This is a genomic window from Synechococcus sp. JA-3-3Ab (genome assembly GCF_000013205.1).
Taxonomy (GTDB): Bacteria; Cyanobacteriota; Cyanobacteriia; order Thermostichales; family Thermostichaceae; genus Thermostichus.
In genome coordinates, this window is the sequence record NC_007775.1 from 1,524,297 (window position 1) to 1,540,420 (window position 16,124).

Sequence of the window (16,124 nt, forward strand, 5' to 3'; positions counted from 1 at the left end):
CAGATTATTCCGAGCTTGGATTGACTTGCAATAACTTTTTCAACGGCGATGGACTCTTCGATTTCCCAATCTCACGCTCATCCCTTGCCGTCTAGGGAGCTTTCCCTGCGCATGGGGCAAGCCTTGCTGGGTTTAGCAGCGGCCACTTGGCTGTTGATGGGACTGGGCAGTGCCACTCGAGTCATGAATGCTGGCTTATCCTGTCCAGATTGGCCCCTCTGCTATGGAGAGCTTGTCCCCACTGAGCAGATGAACCTGCAGGTGTTTCTGGAGTGGTTTCACCGCCTGGTGGCTGCTGGGGTGGGCTTGGCCACCCTGCTGCTAACGGGGTTTGCCTGGCTGAAGCGCAAGGCCTTGCCCGCTTGGCTGCCCTGGGGCCTGAGCTGGGCTTTTGTCTTGGTCGTGGCCCAAGGGATCCTGGGCGGGCTGACGGTAACGGAGCTGTTGCGCTTTGACATTGTGACGGCTCACCTGGGCACGGGCCTGCTGTTTTTTGCCACGCTGCTCACCTTGGGATTGCTGGCCCTGCCAAGCGTCGCTCCTTCGGAGGAGGGGAGAGCTTCTGTTGGCTACTTGCCCTGGCTCGGCTTGGGGGCAGTGCTGCTGGTGTACGTCCAGAGCCTTCTCGGAGCTTTGGTGGCTTCCCAATGGGCGTTGCACCAGTGCTTAGCTGCTGGCGAGCTGTGCGGGGTGATGAACGGTCACTTGCTGGGGGTGGCTCCGGCCACACTGGCGGTGTTGGTGGTGGCGGTGGCCACAAGTTGGCGACGCCGGCAGCTCCCGCGGATTCTCAAGCTGCTGGGCCATGGTTCGGTGGGCCTTTTGCTGGCGCAAGTAGGGGTTGGCGTTCTTACCTATCGCTACCGGCTGCAGGTGGAGCCCTTGACGGTAGCCCACCAGATGATTGGGGCAGCTTTGCTGGGGTGCTTGCTGGGCTTTACGGTGCTGGCCTGGCGTACGAGCAACAGCCTTGAAAGCCAGGAGGAAGGAAGCTCTCCCCGGAGCCCTCGGAGGGTAGCCGCGGCCGCAGAAATCAACGGCAAGTAGTTCCATGGCAGATATCCTTCAAACCTACCGTCCAGATCCTTGTCAGAACACGGTGACAGGGATCCCTTTTGGCCATCACCAAAGTCTTGCGCAGGTTTTGCGCAGCTATAGCCAGTTGGTGAAGCCGAAGATCATCGCCCTCTTGCTGATGACCACGGCTGGAGCCATGTGGATGGCGGGCAATACGGATCCTTTCAAGTTTGGCGTCACCCTCTTGGGGGGGGGGATGGCGGCGGCAGCAGCCAATGTCATCAACATGGTGTACGACGCCGATATTGATCGGATGATGGAGCGAACCCGCCATCGTCCTTTGCCTTCTGGCCGCATTCGGGCACGGCATGCCCTGAGGTTTGCCGGGATCCTGGCTGTGATGTCCTTTGGCTTGCTGGCCTGTTTTACCAATTTGCTGGCTGCCAGCTTGGCCATGGCGGGGATCCTGGTGTATGTAGGGGTCTATACCCACTGGCTGAAGCGTTCCAGCCCCCAGAACATCGTCATCGGCGGAGCAGCGGGGGCGATCCCCCCTTTAGTGGGCTGGGCAGCGGCTACGGGTGAGCTGAGCTGGGCTGCTTGGGTGATGTTTGCCCTCATCTTTTTGTGGACCCCGCCCCACTTCTGGGCCCTAGCGATTTTAAAGCGAGAAGACTATGCCCGCGCCGGGGTGCCGATGCTGCCGGTGGTGGCCGGAGAAAGGCCGACTGCCGCCCAGATTCTTCTCTACGCCCTGTTGCTGGTGCCGGTCAGTCTACTGCTGGTTTACCCTTTGCACGTGCTGGGATCCTTTTACTTGAGCGCGGCGACCCTGCTGGGATCCCTTCTAATTTGGAAGGCGGTGCAGTTGCTCCAGGAGCCGCACAGCCGGGAGCGGGCAACCTCCCTCTTCACCTTTGCCAACCTCTACTTGCTGCTGTTGTGCGGTGCCATGGGGTTGGACAGGTGGTCGCTGACCCACACCCTTTGGGATCAAGCCCTTGCCTCTCTCCAGGGTGTCTATGCCAGCCTGGGGGCGCTGGCCAACCACCTTGGGGCAATGGGATCCCTGGGTTGACGACTTAACCAATTGACATCCTCCCCGGCCTGAAGGCGGGGGATTCTTACACGGTCGTCGCAAAGGCGTTGTCAAAGCGCCTCTAGACAGTTCCTGAAGGCAAAGCCCCAAGGTTCTGCTGACTTTCTTAAGCAGGTTGGCGGCAGCATTCGCCTCAGCGTTGACCAACCACCCCTTTGCCGTTTGGTACAGGCCCCGCTTGACACGCTTTCCAGAGGGTCTCCACCCGTCGGGTTTTTCACCATAATTAGGTAGCTCATCTCCATCTAGGAAGCTTGCCTGCGAGCTGTACGCTTCCTCTACCTCAATAAACTCCATGCCATAATGCCGACATAATTGCGCAATACGCTCCTTGAACCGACCTGTTGGGACGAAAACAAAGTTTTGGTTATTGACCTTCCCTAAACCGCATTCTTTGTTCCAACCAAAGACTATTCTCCCAATTGAGTGGTGCAAACAGAAGTCAATGACCTTGCCCGCAGCTTTGTAGATTGCATTCTCCGGTTTCCGTAATTCGACGAAGCTTTTGCAACCAAAACCCCCGCAGCTTGTGAGTCTTGAGCCTAGCCAGCTCCTTGTTGTACCCCTGGTTAAAGGACTTGACTTTGCGGCCACCAATGATGAAGCTATGTCCTAAGTTGCTAACGCACGTAAGCCAGTTGTTGACTCCGTGGTCAATTGCTAGAGCTTTTCTCGGATCCAGCGATTGGGGCTGGGCAGGCTTGGCATAGACCCACTCCAGCTACAGACTTACAGGTCTGTTGTACGGCGGAAACATACATCGCGATGAAGTGCGGGTTCTCGCCATCTCAGCGCAAAGCTCACCATAGCTTGCCCATCGCTTCGTTTTGAAATAGACTTGTCTCGCATAGTACAAAGCACAGTTGTACACCTTATTAGACTGTTGACACAAGTACTCTGATAGGGGGACTAGCTTCCTGTTCCTGACTCGAACCTGCTGACAGCCGTACTCCATCATTGTTGGCAAGCGGCATGACAACCGCAGTCTGACATGGGCAAGCGATAATGCGAGAGGAAAGTCAACGGTACAATCACTACAACCATGGTGTGGGGCTAGCGGTTGTTTATCTCATTTTTTGGCCAAAGAGAAGGAAAAAGGTCTTGGTAGGAGAAGTCAGGAAGAGGTTGTTTGAGCTATGAAACTATATCAACGACCCCCATCATGGGTAAGCGACCAAAGTCGCTAGCGGGCTTTTCCGGCGCGCACTCAAGTGCGGGGCTACCAAGCTATCCTTTTGTGTCTCGAGACCTGTTGGGGCTGGTAAAGAGGGGCCCTGATGGCGCAGAAGATTTTCCTGCGGGCTGTCTGAAGGTTCGGCTTCCTGCCACCGGCCCAAACAGAGCGGCAATCAAGCCTGTGGAAAACCGTCTTATCTTCGTCCCTTCCTTTGCGATACTGCTAGAGGTGATGTTGAGAGTGATAACGCGATGGCGATGCAGCATCTAGCCAGGGGCCAGCTTCGACGTCCTCAACGACAGCCAAGCTCGGCGGGATCCCGGTCGTCCCTTAGCCGGTTTGCCCCCTGCGGCCTCCTGTTCAGCCTGCTCTGGGCTGTGCCTGCCTTTGCCCAAGAAACGAAAGCGCCTGATCCTGCCGCCTTAGTTCTCCCAGATAGCCGAGCCATCCGCACCCCCAACCTGCCTCCCACCCTGTCGATCCCGCCCGAGGCCCGCCCTGCCACTCCTGCCCCGGTCTCGCAGGGGGCTGCTAGGGCCGAAGAACTGGTGGTGCCTCAATCCCCTTTGGAGGTGCGCATCGAGCGGACGGAGGGCTTGTCCTTACAAGAAGCCCTGGAGATTGCTGTTGCCCAAAACCCAGCGGTGCAGCAGGCAAGGCTGGCTGTAGAACGGGCTGAGGCTGGGGTTGCCCTGGCGCAGGCAGCTTTTGCCCCCACCCTCTCCACTCGAGCCAGTTACCAATACAGCGAACCTCCCTCGCCTGGTGGCAGGCCAAGCCGCGAAGTTCACACTCTCTCAGCTAGCGTGGTGCGGGTGGACTACACCGCTTTCGACAACGGGATCAGAGAACAAAACCTAAGACTGGCCCAAGAAGCTCTGCGCGTCGCCCAACTGCAACTGGAGCAAACCCTGCAGACAGTGAAACAAGCTGTGGCCAACGCCTACTACGATCTGCAGAGCGCCGATGCCCGAGTGGCCATCAGCCAGGCTGCCGTTGCAAGTTCTGAAGCCACCCTGCGGGATGCCCAAGCCCGAGAGCGGGCTGGGGTGGGTACCCGCTTCGAGATTCTCCAGGCGGAGACCGAATTGGCCAACAATCGACAAACCCTACTGGTGGCCCAAAACACCCAACAACTGAGCCGCCGCCGCCTGGCCGAGCTGCTGAACTTTCCCAGTCCCACTGATGTGCTGGCCAGGGATCCCATCGAGCCTGTGGGAGAGTGGGACCTGAGCCTAGAAGAGACTATTGTTGCCGCTTTTGCCCAAAGGCAAGAGCTGGAGCGCCAACGCCGAGAGTTGGAACAAGCCCAAGCTCGTGTGCGCCTGGCGCAAGCCAGCAACGGTCCCCAGATTGGTTTGTTCGCCACCCTCGATGCGGTTAACGATTTCAAGGCCAGCCGCGACAGCTTCGATATCGGCTACTCGGTCGGCGCCAATTTCAGTTTGACTTGGCTGGACGGGGGTAAGGCGGCCGCCCAGGCTCGCCAAGCCGAGATCGACGGGCAGGTGGCCGTAAACAATTTCATCGGCAGCCGTAACGAAATCCGGCGCAGTGTGGAAGAGGCTTTCCTCACGCTCAGCTCCAGCCGCGAACAGATCGACTCAGCCAAGGTAGCGATTGCCTCGGCAGAGGAGAGCCTGCGCCTGGCGCGGCTGCGCCTTCAGGCCGGGGTGGGCACGCAAACAGAGGTGATCAACGCCGAAACTGCCCTCACCACCGTCCGTGGCAACCTCTCCAATGCTGTAATCGCCTACAACCGCGCCCTGGTACAACTGCAGCGGGCCGTCGGCAGGCTTTGATCTCTGCTCGGTTCTTTCTCCCTCACCCCCAACCCCTCTCCCTCTGGGAGAGGGGAGCTAGGGCAGCTCGTTCGCGACAGCGTTGCGTAGTAATAAGGATGTGGAGAAACGTTTCGAAATAGCCATGGTGCCAAGTACCGCTGGCGCCAGCAGAAGAAACGCGACGAACTGAGAAAAATCGCCCCCTCTGGGCTTAGCCCCTGAGGTTTCCTCACGATCCGCAATGACGGCAAAAGAGAGGCCTAGAGTTTACGGGAATAGAACTCGACAACCAGCAGCTCGTTCACTGGTGCGCAGATCTGCTCTCGGGGAGGCAGTTCTTTGATACGCCCGCGCAGCTTCTCTTTGTCAAATTCCAGGTAATCGGGCAGGAACAGCCCCGGATACTCAGCGTAGGCGGCCACCAATTTGCGAGAAGACTCCTTGTTCCTTACCGTGATCACATCCCCAACTTTGCAGCCATAGCTGGGGATGGTGACTTTGCGGCCGTTGACTTCGATGTGGCCGTGGCTTACCAACTGCCGAGCCGCCGGAATGGTTGGAGCCATGCCGAGGCGAAAGACGATGCAATCCAGCCGCATCTCCAGCATCTGCAGCAAGGCTAGCCCGGTGGATCCCTTGGAGCGCCGCGCCTTGCGCATGTAGCGGAGCATCTGGCGCTCGCTCACCCCGTAGTTGAGGCGCACCTTCTGCTTCTCTTCTAGGCGGATGGCATACTCGGATTTTTTCTTGCGCTCGGCCCCGTGCATACCAGGTGGATTGGTATTTTTGGGGCGCTTGCGCGTCAAACCGGGCAGATCAAGTCCCCCGAAGCGACGAATGATCTTGAGGCGGGGACCTGTGTAGCGGGACATGCGGGCGTTTCTCCGAAATCGGCAAAGATACTCAGCAGAAGAGCACAGGCGAAAACATTGGCCGTGCGCCAAAAGAATTGGCGATCTCCTATATTAAGGTCTTAGCCCGGCCTTTAAGCAAGGGGTGAGAGCCGTTTTTTAGCTGACTTTGGGGAGCGGTGCCATTAGTCGTAGCGAACCCCCAGTTGGGTGCGGATGAAGGCGCGATCCTCGCTCAGCAGGCCGTTGAGGGTGCGCCGCTCCCCCAGGATGGGATCCGGGTCCAAGCCGATGGCCTCCAGATCCGCCAGCACCATCAGCTCCACCAGTTGGGCAAAGGTCACCTTGGGCTGCCACCCCAGTACCCGCTTGGCCTTGGAGGCGTCCCCCAAGAGCAGATCCACCTCCGTGGGGCGGTAGTAGCGGGGATCGATCTCGATCAGCACGCGATCTTTGTAGAGTCCCTGTTCTTCCAGTCCGGATCCCCGCCAGGTAATGGGCATGCCCACCAAAGCAAAAGCGCGTTCGGCAAACTCCCGCACGCTGTGGGTTTCGCCAGTAGCCAGCACGTAGTCGTCCGGCTGGGGTTGTTGCAGCATCATCCACATCCCCTCGACGTAGTCCTTGGCGTAGCCCCAGTCCCGCTTGGCATCCAGGTTGCCCAGGTAGAGCTTGTCCTGCTTGCCGGCCACGATGCGGCTGACGGCGCGGGTGATCTTGCGGGTAACAAAGGTTTCTCCTCGCCGTGGGCTCTCGTGGTTGAACAAAATGCCGTTGCAGGCAAAGAGGTTGTAGGCTTCGCGGTAGTTGACTGTTTGCCAGTAGGCGTACACCTTGGCGCAGGCGTAGGGGCTGCGGGGGTAGAAGGGGGTGGTCTCCTTTTGCGGGATCTCCTGCACCAGGCCGAACATCTCCGAGGATCCCGCCTGGTAAAACTTCACCCGGATCCCCGTGCGCTGCTGGTAGTCGCGGATGGCCTCCAGGAGGCGTAGGGTGCCCATAGCCACCGCATCGACGGTGTATTCTGGCGCCTCAAAGCTGACCCGCACGTGGGATTGGGCCCCCAGGTTATACACCTCCGTCGGCTGCACCTGTTCCAGGATCTTGCGCAGGGTGGTGCCATCGGTGAGATCCCCATAGTGGAGAAACAGCCGGGCGTTGGGATCGTGGGCATCCACATAGATGTGGTCGATGCGGTCGGTATTGAAGGTGCTGGCGCGGCGGACAATGCCGTGGACTTCATAGTTTTTTTGCAACAGCAGCTCGGCCAGGTAAGAGCCATCCTGGCCGGTGATGCCGGTAATTAAGGCACGTTGGGTCATAGAGCTGGAGGCGAAAACAAGCACTTGTAAGACTTCAGCCAGAGCGGGGACTTCAGCGCCTTGCCAAGCACAAACTCGCAAAGCTGAAACCCCAAAGCCAGAATATTATAGAGCAGCGGGAACCCCTTCTCTGGGGTTCTGCTTGCTTAGGAAGAGCCCAGGTGACGATCCTTAACCTGCTGCAGGGCAGGGGTCAGGGCCATAGGCCAGGGAGCCGGCTGGCGCAGTTGCCGCACTGCCTGGGGCAGGCGCAGGACCGAGGCACGGCTGGTGCGGGCAATCGCCTCCAGATCCGGCAGGGGCTCCAACAGCACACCCTTGCGCAGGATCGGGCGCAGCAGCGGCTGGTAGCCAGGGGGCGGGCTCTCGTCGGCCTGGCCGAGCAAGTCCCCTGTGGGACCGCGGAAGATCTGCTTGCGCCCCGGCAGGGTGGCTTTGGCAAAGGAGGCCTTGGCCACTGGGATCCCGTTAATCTCCACCAATTTGTACACTCCGTTCACGCCCTCGCCGGTCACCAGCCGCGTCCCCACTCCATAGCCGCTGATAGGGGCTTGGGAGCGGTGCAGCCGTTCGATCTCGTACTCGTCCAAATCGCCGCTGACAAAGACCGGCGCCCCCTGGGGCAGGATGGCCTTGACCTGGTGGGAGAGGGCCTCCAGGTCCCCGGAGTCGATGCGCACGCCGCCGATCTCGCCTTGGGATCCCAGTTGATCCGGATGGGTGGCTGCAAAGAGCTGGGCCGCTGTGCGCGCTCCCTGGATGGGATCGTAGGTATCGATGAGCAGAACCGCCTGGGGAAAGTAGCGCCGGAAGGCTTGAAAAGCGCGGGTCTCATCGCCGGAGAGGGCGGCAATGGCCATCACCAGAGAATGGGCCATCGTGCCTGCCGGCTTGCGCCCCAGCTTGAGAGCTGCCAAGACGTTGGAGGTGGCGTTGAACCCCGCCGCCAGCGCTGCCCGCGCTGCCCACAGGCCCGCCTGGGGGCTAAAGGCTCGCCGCGTGCCGAACTCCAACAAAATGGCCTCATCCCCGGCAGCATCCCGCATGCGGGCCGCCTTGGTGGCAATCAGGGTTTGGTAGTTGAAGGTGGTCAGCAAGTAGGTTTCCACCAGTTGCGCCTGCCACAGAGGAGCCTCTACCCGCAGCAGCGGCTCGTTGGCGAAAACGGCCGTTCCTTCCGGCACTGCCCACACATCCCCCTCGAAGCGGCAGCTAGCCAGCAGCTCCCAGAAGCGTTGCGGTGCCTCGGCAAAAATGCCCGTCTCCCGCAGCGCCTGCAAGGCTTGCGGCGGAAAGTGCAACTGCTGCAGGTATTCCACCGCTTGGGCCAGCCCCATGGCGATGAGGTAGCCATAGTCGCTAGGCAAGCGCCGCACAAACAGCTCAAAGGCCGCCGGCTGATTCTCCAGCCCCTCCCCCACATAGCAGGCAGCCATTGTGAACTGGTAGAGATCCGTCAACAGGCCGTAGTCCTGGGGCTGCAGGGAGGAGAAGTCTGAATTCACCATGGAAACCTCAAGGGACAAGCCGCTGAAAAGCTAGGGGAGCGGGCAAAGAAGTCCTTGCCAAAGTTGGAGCTACTATGGTAACAGGTTTGGCCTGCCAGGGATCCCGGCGAGGTGGCCCCAGCGATAAGAGCTTGACTGCACTCTAAAAAGCCATGAACACCACTGTCCAGGGAGTAACGACTCAAGCTCCGCCGACACTTCCCTTGCCTGTTCATTTTGATCCCGAGCGGGTGGGGGAGATTTGGCGGGTGCCCTACCAACAGCGGGCCCTAGAGGCGGAGCAGTGGGCCCAAGAGCACCGCATCCCATCGGCAGAATCCGACCAGGTGCGGGTAGGCTTGTTGCTCATCGATGTGCAAAATACCTTCTGCATTCCTGGCTTTGAGCTGTTTGTGGGTGGTTCTAGCGGCCTGGGGGCGGTGGAGGATAACCGGCGTCTGTGTCAATTTATCTACCGCCACCTCGCCCACATCACCCAGATCGTGGCTACCCTGGACACCCACACCGCCATGCAGATCTTCCACCCCATCTTCTGGGTGGACGCCCAGGGATCCCATCCCGAGCCAGCTACAGCCATTGCTGCCGCCGAGATCCGCTCCGGGCGCTGGCGGGTCAACCCCGCGGTGGCCGCCAACCTCACCCAAGGGGATCTGACGCGGCTGCAGGTCTACGCCCTCCACTATGCCGAGCAATTGGAGAAAGGGGGGAAATATCCTCTCATTGTCTGGCCCTACCATTCCATGCTAGGTGGGATTGGCCATGCCCTGGTGCCGGCGGTGGAGGAGGCGATCTTCTTCCACACCATTGCCCGCTGCAGCCAGCCCAGCTTGCAGCTCAAGGGGGCCAACCCCCTGACGGAAAACTACTCCGCCCTCAGCCCGGAAGTCTTGACCGGCCCGGAAGGGGATCCCATCGACGAGAAAAATGAATCCCTTATCGGCCACCTACTGGAATTCGATGCCCTGATCGTGGCTGGCCAAGCCAAAAGCCACTGCGTCGCCTGGACGGTAAGCGACCTGCTGCAGGAGATCCAGTCCAGGGATCCCGCCCTGGCCAAGAAGATTTACCTTCTGGAAGATTGCACCTCGCCGGTGGTGATCCCCGGCGTAGTCGATTTTAGCGAGCAGGCGGAGGCGGCCTTTGCCCGCTTTGCCGCCGCGGGGATGCACCGGGTGCGCTCCACCGATCCCCTCTGGACGTGGCCTGGCTTTCCGTGGCGGAAGACTTGATCTCCTCTACCCCAGTGCTAGGATGCGGCAGGACAGGCTGTGGGAGTTTGCCTGTGGACGATCGTCCTGGCGGTGCAGATTTGCTTTGGGAAACCAGTTCCCTGCGCCCTCCCACTGGCGCCCGCGACTTTTTGCCGCGGGAAGTCCAGCGGCGGGAAAGGCTAGAGGCGCAGCTAACCCAGGTTTTTCGCCGTTACGGCTACCAACGTATCATCACGCCCACCCTGGAACCGCTAGAGACGCTACTGGCTGGGGGATCCATCCGCGCCGAGGCAGTGCTGCAGTTGCGGGACGGGGAAGGGACAATGCTGGGGTTGCGCCCGGAATTCACCGCTTCCATCGTGCGGGCAGCAGCCACGCGTCTGGCCAGCGGGCCCCTGCCGCTGCGGCTTTACTACCACGGCAACGTGTTCCGCAATAGCCGGCGGGAGGAGGGCTCCTACAGCAGCCAGGAGTTTTTCCAGTCAGGGGTGGAGCTCATCGGCGCGGGCGGATGGCTAGCCGACGCTGAGATCTTGCTGCTTTTAGCCGATTGCGTGCGCGCTGTTGGCCTCAGCAACTGGACATTGCTGTTGGGAGATGTGAGCCTGACTGAGAGCCTGCTTAACTCTGTTACTCCCAAGGCCCAGGCGGCGGTGCGCCGTGCCATTGCCCAGCTTGACTACGTTTACCTAGAAGCGGCTCCGCTGCCAGAGGCGGCCCGCCAGATTGGCCTGCAGATTCTGGGATTGCGTGGCCAGCCGGAACAGGTTCTACCTCAGCTGGCCCAGCTTCCTGTGTCGCCGGAGCGGCTGCGAGATCTGCGGCAGTTGTGCCAGATTCTGGAAGCCCAGCAAGTGCGGGTGGTGTTGGATCTGAGCTTGCTGCAAACCTTGGCCTACTACACCGGCATTGTCTTCCAAGCAGTGGTGGGGGGAGAAATCATCGCCTTAGGCGGGCGCTACGACCGGCTCTATGCCCTCTATAGCCCACAGCAACTGGAGCAGCCAGGGATCGGCTTTACCCTCCTGCCGGATACCCTGCTGCGGCTTTTGCCCCCCACTCCCCAGGACGAGGCAACGGGGTGCAAGCGGTTGGTGGTGCCACTGGTGCCGGCAGGGATCCCGGCGGCGCTGGCCTTGGCCGCCCGCTGGCGCGAGTCAGAGGCGGTGGAGCTGGAATTGCTGGACCGCTCCCCCGAAGAAATCGAGGCCTACGCCCGCCGCTGCCGGATCCCGGAGATTGCCTGGGTGCAGGCCGATGGCAGCTACCACATCTCCCCCGTCAAATATCCAGAGCCGCCAGATCCAACTGGGCACTGTGGGCCTCGATGAACTCCCGACGCGGCCCGACGGCATCCCCCATCAGGATGGTGAAAATGCGATCGGCTTCGGCTGCGTCTTCGATGGTGATCTGCTTGAGGACGCGCGTTGCCGGGTTCATGGTGGTTTCCCAAAGCTGCTCCGGCATCATTTCCCCCAAGCCCTTGAAGCGCTGGATGGTGTACTTGGTGTTGGCCGGCAGGCTGCGCAGGACTTGCTCTTTCTCGGCCTCGTTGTAGCAGTAGCGCACGTTGTTGCGGCCCCACTCGATCTTGTAAAGCGGCGGACAGGCAATGTAGACGTAGCCCTGCTCCAAAAGCGCCTTCTGATAGCGGTAAAAGAAGGTGAGCAGCAGGGTGCGGATGTGGCTGCCGTCCACGTCGGCGTCGGTCATGAGGATGATGCGGTGGTAGCGCAGTTGGCTGGGATCGAACTCCTCGCCCTTGACCCCCAGGCCCAGCGCTGTGATCATGGCCTGAATCTCGGCGTTTTTGTAGATCTTGGCGGGATCCGCCTTCTCGATGTTGAGGATCTTGCCCCGCAAAGGCAGCACCGCCTGAAACTGGCGATCCCGTCCCTGCTTGGCGCTGCCCCCTGCCGAGTCGCCCTCCACCAAGTACACCTCCGACTCCGCCGGATCCCGGCAACTGCAGTCGGCCAGTTTCCCCGGCAGGGTGGAAGATTCCAGGGCAGACTTACGGCGCACCAGCTCCCGGGCCCGACGGGCCGCCTCGGCCGCGTTGAAGGACTGGATGGCCTTCTCGACGATCCCCCTGGCCACGTTGGGGTTGAACTCTAGGTATTCTGTAAGGGCTTCCGAGACAAGGGTCTGGACAATGCCCCGCACCTCGGTGTTGCCCAGCTTGGTTTTGGTCTGCCCCTCAAACTCAGGGTTGGGCACCTTGACTGCAAGGATGGCGGTCAGCCCCTCCCGCACATTTTCTCCCGCCAGGTTGCTGTCGGAGTCCTTGAGTTTGTTGAGCTTGCGGGCTTGGCTGTTGATGGTGAGGGTAAGGGCGGTCTTCAATCCCTCCAAGTGGGTGCCCCCCTCAGTGGTGCGGATGTTGTTGGCAAAGCCAATCAAGGTATCGGTGTAGACATCCGCGCACCACTGCAATGCCGCTTCTACCTCGACGCCATCCCGCTCCCCGCGCACATAGATAATATCGGGGTGGATGGGGGTTTTTTCGTGGTTGATGAAGGCCACATATTCCTTAATGCCGCCGGCAAATTGATAGACTTCGCGGTGAGGCGGATCCCGCCGCAGATCGCTGAAGATGATTTTCAAGCCGGCATTGAGGTAGGCCAGCTCGCGCAAGCGGGCCGCCAACAGGCTGTAGTCAAACTCCCGCTCCGGGAAGATGAGCTCATCCGGCTTAAAGCGCACCTCCGTGCCCCGCCGCTGGGCACCGGCAGGCTGCGGCTCGGACTGAAGGGATCCCACCACCGCCCCTCGCTCGAAGCGCTGGAAGTAAACCTTGCCCTCCCGCCAGACTCTGGCCTCCAACCACTCGGAGAGGGCATTCACCACCGATACCCCAACGCCGTGCAGCCCCCCGGAGACCTTGTAGCCGCCGCCGCCGAATTTGCCGCCAGCGTGCAACACAGTCATGACCGTCACCAGCGCCGACTGCCCGGTCTTGGGGTGGATGTCTACCGGGATGCCGCGGCCATTGTCCAGCACCGATACCGAGCCATCGGGGTGGAGAGTAACCTCAATTTCGTTGCAGTAGCCAGCCAGAGCTTCATCGACGGAGTTGTCCACCACCTCGTACACCAGGTGGTGCAATCCCTTCGGCCCAGTGGAGCCAATGTACATGCCAGGCCGCCTGCGCACAGCCTCCAAGCCTTCCAAAACTTGGATCTGCTCTGCACCGTAGTTCTCCGTCATTCGTAACTCCAATCCCGAAGAGAGATCCCGGCCCCCGCCGACCTAAACCCAGAGAAATTGACGCCAGAAGCCAGAGATAATCCAAATGCCAAAAACCTGCCCCCATAATAGCACAAAAGGCTAAAACGGCCACACAGCCGCTTCTGAGGGCAAACTTTGGCAGGGGATGCAGGGATGGAGATCAGTTTCTTGCCCGATCCTGGCCGAGAAAGCTCTCCACCAATCCCGGTGGCGGCTGCACCTGCAGCTCACCTTTTTCCAAATCCACAACCGGCACCAGAGCCTTCACAAAGGGGATCAACACCTGCCGCTTGTCGGGGGTGGCGATCTCCAGCACATCTTGGCCAGCGGCCCAGATGGCCGAGACATGCCCCAGCAGCCGCCCTTGATGGTAAACGGCCAGGCCGATGAGATCGGAGTAGTGGTACTCCTCCGGCTCGAGGGGCAGGCGCTGGGAAGCCGGCACCAACACCTTAGCTCCCACCCAAGCCTCTGCCGCCGTCCGATCGGGAATTCCTTCCAGCCGCACCAGGTATAGGCCCTTGGCGGGAAAAAACTGCCCCTCGATCAAAGGATGCAACAGAGGCTCCGGATCGCTATCCCGCTGCAGCCAGCGCGGCCCTGGCTCGGTAAGGCGCTCCGGAAAATCCGACCAGCACTTAACCCGCAGCCAGCCCCGCAGTCCATGAGCAGCCACCACCTGCCCCACCAGCAGCCAAGCGGTATCCCTTGAAGCTACCATAGCTGTCGCTGCTAGTCGAGCTGAGGAAAGTTCACCTCGGTCGGGAAAGCCGTGGAGCTGCCCAACTTTTGGGAAGCCCCGGAAGCGCGGGATCCCTGTTCTCCCTTGGCCACATCCACCATAGAGAGCAACCCTTGCAGAGTAGCGGGGATGGAATTGGGATCCATAAAGATCACCTTCGAGCTGGGGCTACTGCCCACCTTGAGACCCATATCGATGTAGTTTTGCGCCATCAAGTATTGCAGCGCGTTGGCTGCCTCTGGGTTTTCCTGCAAAGTGGCGGCAATGGTTTTGATGGCCTCAGCCGTGCCCTCGGCTAGGAGCAGCCGCTCGCGCTTCTCAGCTTCTGCTCGCAACAACTGCGCCTTGGCAGCCCCCGCCGCTTGGTTGATGCTGGCCTGCTGCTCCCCCTCGGATTTGAGAATGGCCGCTCGCTTCTCCCGCTCGGCAGCCATCTGCTTTTCCATCGAGTCCTGCACGGTTTTGGAGGGCTGAATATCTCGAACTTCCACGCGGGTGATCTTGATCCCCCAGGGATCGGTGGCCTCGTCCAGTTCTGTCAAAAGGCGGGCGTTGATCTCGGCGCGGGAGGAGAAGGTCTGATCTAGATCCATGCGGCCAATTTCGGCCCGCAGGGCCGTCAGCACCAAGTTCACCAAAGCCCGCTGTACATCCTCTACTGCATAGCGAGCCTTGATCATATCCGTAATGCGCCAATAGACCACCGCATCCGCCATCAAAGAAACGTTGTCGCTGGTGATGCACTGCTGCGGCGGCACGTCCAACACCTTCTCGCGAATGGTTTCCTGGAACACAATCCTGTCGATGGGAGGAAAAATGACGTGCAGCCCGGGTGTTAGCTTGCGGTGAAACCGGCCCAGACGTTCTACCAGCGCCTCATAGCCCTGGCTGATGATCTTGACGGAGTTAAACAGGTAACCGAGGAAGATCAGGGCGATTGCCGCTAAGATGCCTGGCATAAGACGTCTCTCCTGAGTGGAAGCTTTGCCTCTTATCTTAGACGATTGTTCTCTGGGCTTGTCGGCCTTGACCTCGAGGCCCCTGAAGGCGGAGACTCTTTCTGGCTTTTTCCTAAAATTTTAAGGTTTGATGTCTTGACCCATACCTCATTGACCGGTGGGGGCAACCGGAAAGACTGAAAAGCACCTAAAGGGAGTCTGTCTATGAAACTAAACAGCAAGAACCTAGAAGTTGGCTTGAACAAAACCTACGACGTCATTGTCGCCGGTGGCGGCGCAGGGGGGCTGTCGGCGGCAATCTATCTGGCTCGCTATGGCTTGAGTTGTCTGGTGGTGGAAAAAGGCAAAGGCCGATCTTTTTGGATGCAGGATCTGCGCAATTATCTGGGCCTGCCGCCAAACACGCCAGGACGAGAGCTGTTGCGACAGGGAAGGGAGCACGCCCTCAGCTTGGGGGTGGACTATCTATGGGGCTATGTGGAAAATGTGAAGGATGAGGGAGACCTTTTTGCCGTCAAGGTCAAGGTGGGAAAAGTCAACAGCCTCTACCCCGTTTTTCGCAGCAAGTATTTGATCGCGGCAACAGGCATCATCGATCATCTGCCGCAATTGCCGGACATGCAAAATGTTTACGACTATGCCGGCTATTCATTGCATGTCTGTATGATTTGCGATGGCTACGAAATGCGGGATCAAAAGGCAGTTTTAATCGTCGGCTCAGAGGCTCAAATCAACACTGCCTTTGTCCTCAACTGGTTTACGCCTTATATCTCGGTGTTGACTCACGGCCTCTGCTCGGTCGGCCCTGAAATGCGCCAAAAACTGGCCGAGCACGGCTATCCCCTTTACGAATCTCCCATCCGCCGCTTTCTGGGCGAGAACCACCAGATGCGCGGTGTAGAGCTCGCGGATGGCACCTACATCGAGGCAACTACCGGCCTGGTGGCCATGGGAGCCAAGTACCACAACGACTATTTGAAAGGGATCCCCAACTTGCAGTGGCAGGGCGAAAACCTCGTGACCGACGAGTGGTGCCGCACCACCCATCCGCGGCTGTTCGCGGTAGGAGATTTGAAGCAAGGCCTCAATCAGGTGGCGATTGCGGTTGCTGACGGAGCGCTGGCGGCCACAGCCATTTGGCGGGACATCCGCCGAGCCTCCCCTGCTCGTCAATGGGAAGAGCGCCTGCGCTCTTAGTTTGGGCTCATTCCGCCCTCTTGAGG

The 16,124-nt window shown here is 59.8% G+C and carries 13 protein-coding genes and 1 pseudogene; 7 read left to right on the plus strand and 7 right to left on the minus strand.

Going from position 1 to position 16,124, the window contains the following annotated elements; translation table 11 throughout:
* Positions 1 to 48: 48 nt before the first annotated feature.
* Together CYA_RS07155 and CYA_RS07160 are read left to right on the plus strand one after the other, a co-directional pair.
* Positions 49 to 1,047: a COX15/CtaA family protein gene (locus CYA_RS07155; protein ID WP_049749751.1), complete on the plus strand. Its 999-nt coding sequence runs from the start codon at positions 49 to 51 to the stop codon at positions 1,045 to 1,047.
* Positions 1,048 to 1,099: 52 nt separating this feature from the next.
* Entirely contained in the window at positions 1,100 to 2,095 is a 996-nt protein-coding gene (locus CYA_RS07160) for a heme o synthase (protein ID WP_011430360.1), read from the plus strand.
* Between the two features lie 463 nt (positions 2,096 to 2,558).
* Here CYA_RS07160 and CYA_RS15740 read toward each other — a convergent pair whose 3' ends face one another.
* The gene (locus tag CYA_RS15740) at positions 2,559 to 2,837 is read right to left on the minus strand and encodes a transposase (RefSeq protein ID WP_187147173.1); all 279 of its coding nucleotides are present in this window, start codon (positions 2,835 to 2,837) and stop codon (positions 2,559 to 2,561) included.
* A gap of 284 nt (positions 2,838 to 3,121) precedes the next feature.
* Between CYA_RS15740 and CYA_RS14735 the strand changes: the two are divergent.
* Positions 3,122 to 3,253, plus strand: a pseudogene (locus tag CYA_RS14735) (IS200/IS605 family transposase); the annotation flags it as partial.
* 291 nt (positions 3,254 to 3,544) lie between these two features.
* Positions 3,545 to 5,095: a TolC family protein gene (locus CYA_RS07165; RefSeq protein ID WP_099812091.1), complete on the plus strand. Its 1,551-nt coding sequence runs from the start codon at positions 3,545 to 3,547 to the stop codon at positions 5,093 to 5,095.
* 242 nt (positions 5,096 to 5,337) lie between these two features.
* Here CYA_RS07165 and rpsD read toward each other — a convergent pair whose 3' ends face one another.
* From rpsD to CYA_RS07180, 3 genes are all read right to left on the minus strand, one after another.
* Entirely contained in the window at positions 5,338 to 5,949 is a 612-nt protein-coding gene (gene rpsD / locus CYA_RS07170) for a 30S ribosomal protein S4 (RefSeq protein WP_011430362.1), read from the minus strand.
* A gap of 164 nt (positions 5,950 to 6,113) precedes the next feature.
* The gene (gene gmd, locus CYA_RS07175) at positions 6,114 to 7,250 is read right to left on the minus strand and encodes a GDP-mannose 4,6-dehydratase (RefSeq protein WP_011430363.1); all 1,137 of its coding nucleotides are present in this window, start codon (positions 7,248 to 7,250) and stop codon (positions 6,114 to 6,116) included.
* Between the two features lie 146 nt (positions 7,251 to 7,396).
* On the minus strand, positions 7,397 to 8,758 hold the full coding sequence (locus tag CYA_RS07180) for a nicotinate phosphoribosyltransferase (protein ID WP_011430364.1): 1,362 nt from the start codon (positions 8,756 to 8,758) through the stop codon (positions 7,397 to 7,399).
* 152 nt (positions 8,759 to 8,910) lie between these two features.
* On the opposite strand from CYA_RS07180, the gene CYA_RS07185 reads away from it, so the two are divergent.
* Complete coding sequence (locus CYA_RS07185; protein ID WP_011430365.1) at positions 8,911 to 9,987, plus strand: isochorismatase hydrolase; 1,077 nt, start codon at positions 8,911 to 8,913, stop codon at positions 9,985 to 9,987.
* 53 nt (positions 9,988 to 10,040) lie between these two features.
* A complete protein-coding gene (locus CYA_RS07190; RefSeq protein ID WP_228375206.1) occupies positions 10,041 to 11,300 on the plus strand; it encodes an ATP phosphoribosyltransferase regulatory subunit in 1,260 nt (419 codons plus the stop codon).
* On the opposite strand, the gene gyrB is transcribed toward CYA_RS07190, so the two are convergent.
* From gyrB to CYA_RS07205, 3 genes are all read right to left on the minus strand, one after another.
* A complete protein-coding gene (gene gyrB / locus CYA_RS07195; RefSeq protein ID WP_011430367.1) occupies positions 11,251 to 13,179 on the minus strand; it encodes a DNA topoisomerase (ATP-hydrolyzing) subunit B in 1,929 nt (642 codons plus the stop codon). The two genes, CYA_RS07190 and gyrB, sit on opposite strands and share 50 nt — an antisense overlap.
* Positions 13,180 to 13,360: 181 nt before the next feature.
* Positions 13,361 to 13,921, minus strand: coding sequence for a ribosome maturation factor RimM (gene rimM / locus CYA_RS07200; RefSeq protein WP_011430368.1), 561 nt, complete (start codon positions 13,919 to 13,921; stop codon positions 13,361 to 13,363).
* Positions 13,922 to 13,932: 11 nt separating this feature from the next.
* Positions 13,933 to 14,901, minus strand: coding sequence for an SPFH domain-containing protein (locus tag CYA_RS07205; RefSeq protein WP_011430369.1), 969 nt, complete (start codon positions 14,899 to 14,901; stop codon positions 13,933 to 13,935).
* Positions 14,902 to 15,105: 204 nt separating this feature from the next.
* Here CYA_RS07205 and CYA_RS07210 point away from each other — a divergent pair, with 204 nt between their 5' ends.
* A complete protein-coding gene (locus CYA_RS07210; protein ID WP_011430371.1) occupies positions 15,106 to 16,098 on the plus strand; it encodes an NAD(P)/FAD-dependent oxidoreductase in 993 nt (330 codons plus the stop codon).
* The last annotated feature ends 26 nt before the right edge of the window (positions 16,099 to 16,124 follow it).

Excerpts from the sequence above, each read along its gene's own strand:
- CYA_RS07155 (WP_049749751.1), top strand. The coding sequence starts at position 49 with ATGGACTCTTCGATTTCCCAATCTCACGCTCATCCCTTGCCGTCTAGG.
- CYA_RS07165 (WP_099812091.1), top strand. The coding sequence starts at position 3,545 with ATGGCGATGCAGCATCTAGCCAGGGGCCAGCTTCGACGTCCTCAACGA.
- rpsD (WP_011430362.1), bottom strand. The coding sequence starts at position 5,949 with ATGTCCCGCTACACAGGTCCCCGCCTCAAGATCATTCGTCGCTTCGGG.
- gmd (WP_011430363.1), bottom strand. The coding sequence starts at position 7,250 with ATGACCCAACGTGCCTTAATTACCGGCATCACCGGCCAGGATGGCTCT.
- CYA_RS07180 (WP_011430364.1), bottom strand. The coding sequence starts at position 8,758 with ATGGTGAATTCAGACTTCTCCTCCCTGCAGCCCCAGGACTACGGCCTG.
- CYA_RS07185 (WP_011430365.1), top strand. The coding sequence starts at position 8,911 with ATGAACACCACTGTCCAGGGAGTAACGACTCAAGCTCCGCCGACACTT.
- gyrB (WP_011430367.1), bottom strand. The coding sequence starts at position 13,179 with ATGACGGAGAACTACGGTGCAGAGCAGATCCAAGTTTTGGAAGGCTTG.
- rimM (WP_011430368.1), bottom strand. The coding sequence starts at position 13,921 with ATGGTAGCTTCAAGGGATACCGCTTGGCTGCTGGTGGGGCAGGTGGTG.
- CYA_RS07205 (WP_011430369.1), bottom strand. The coding sequence starts at position 14,901 with ATGCCAGGCATCTTAGCGGCAATCGCCCTGATCTTCCTCGGTTACCTG.
- CYA_RS07210 (WP_011430371.1), top strand. The coding sequence starts at position 15,106 with ATGAAACTAAACAGCAAGAACCTAGAAGTTGGCTTGAACAAAACCTAC.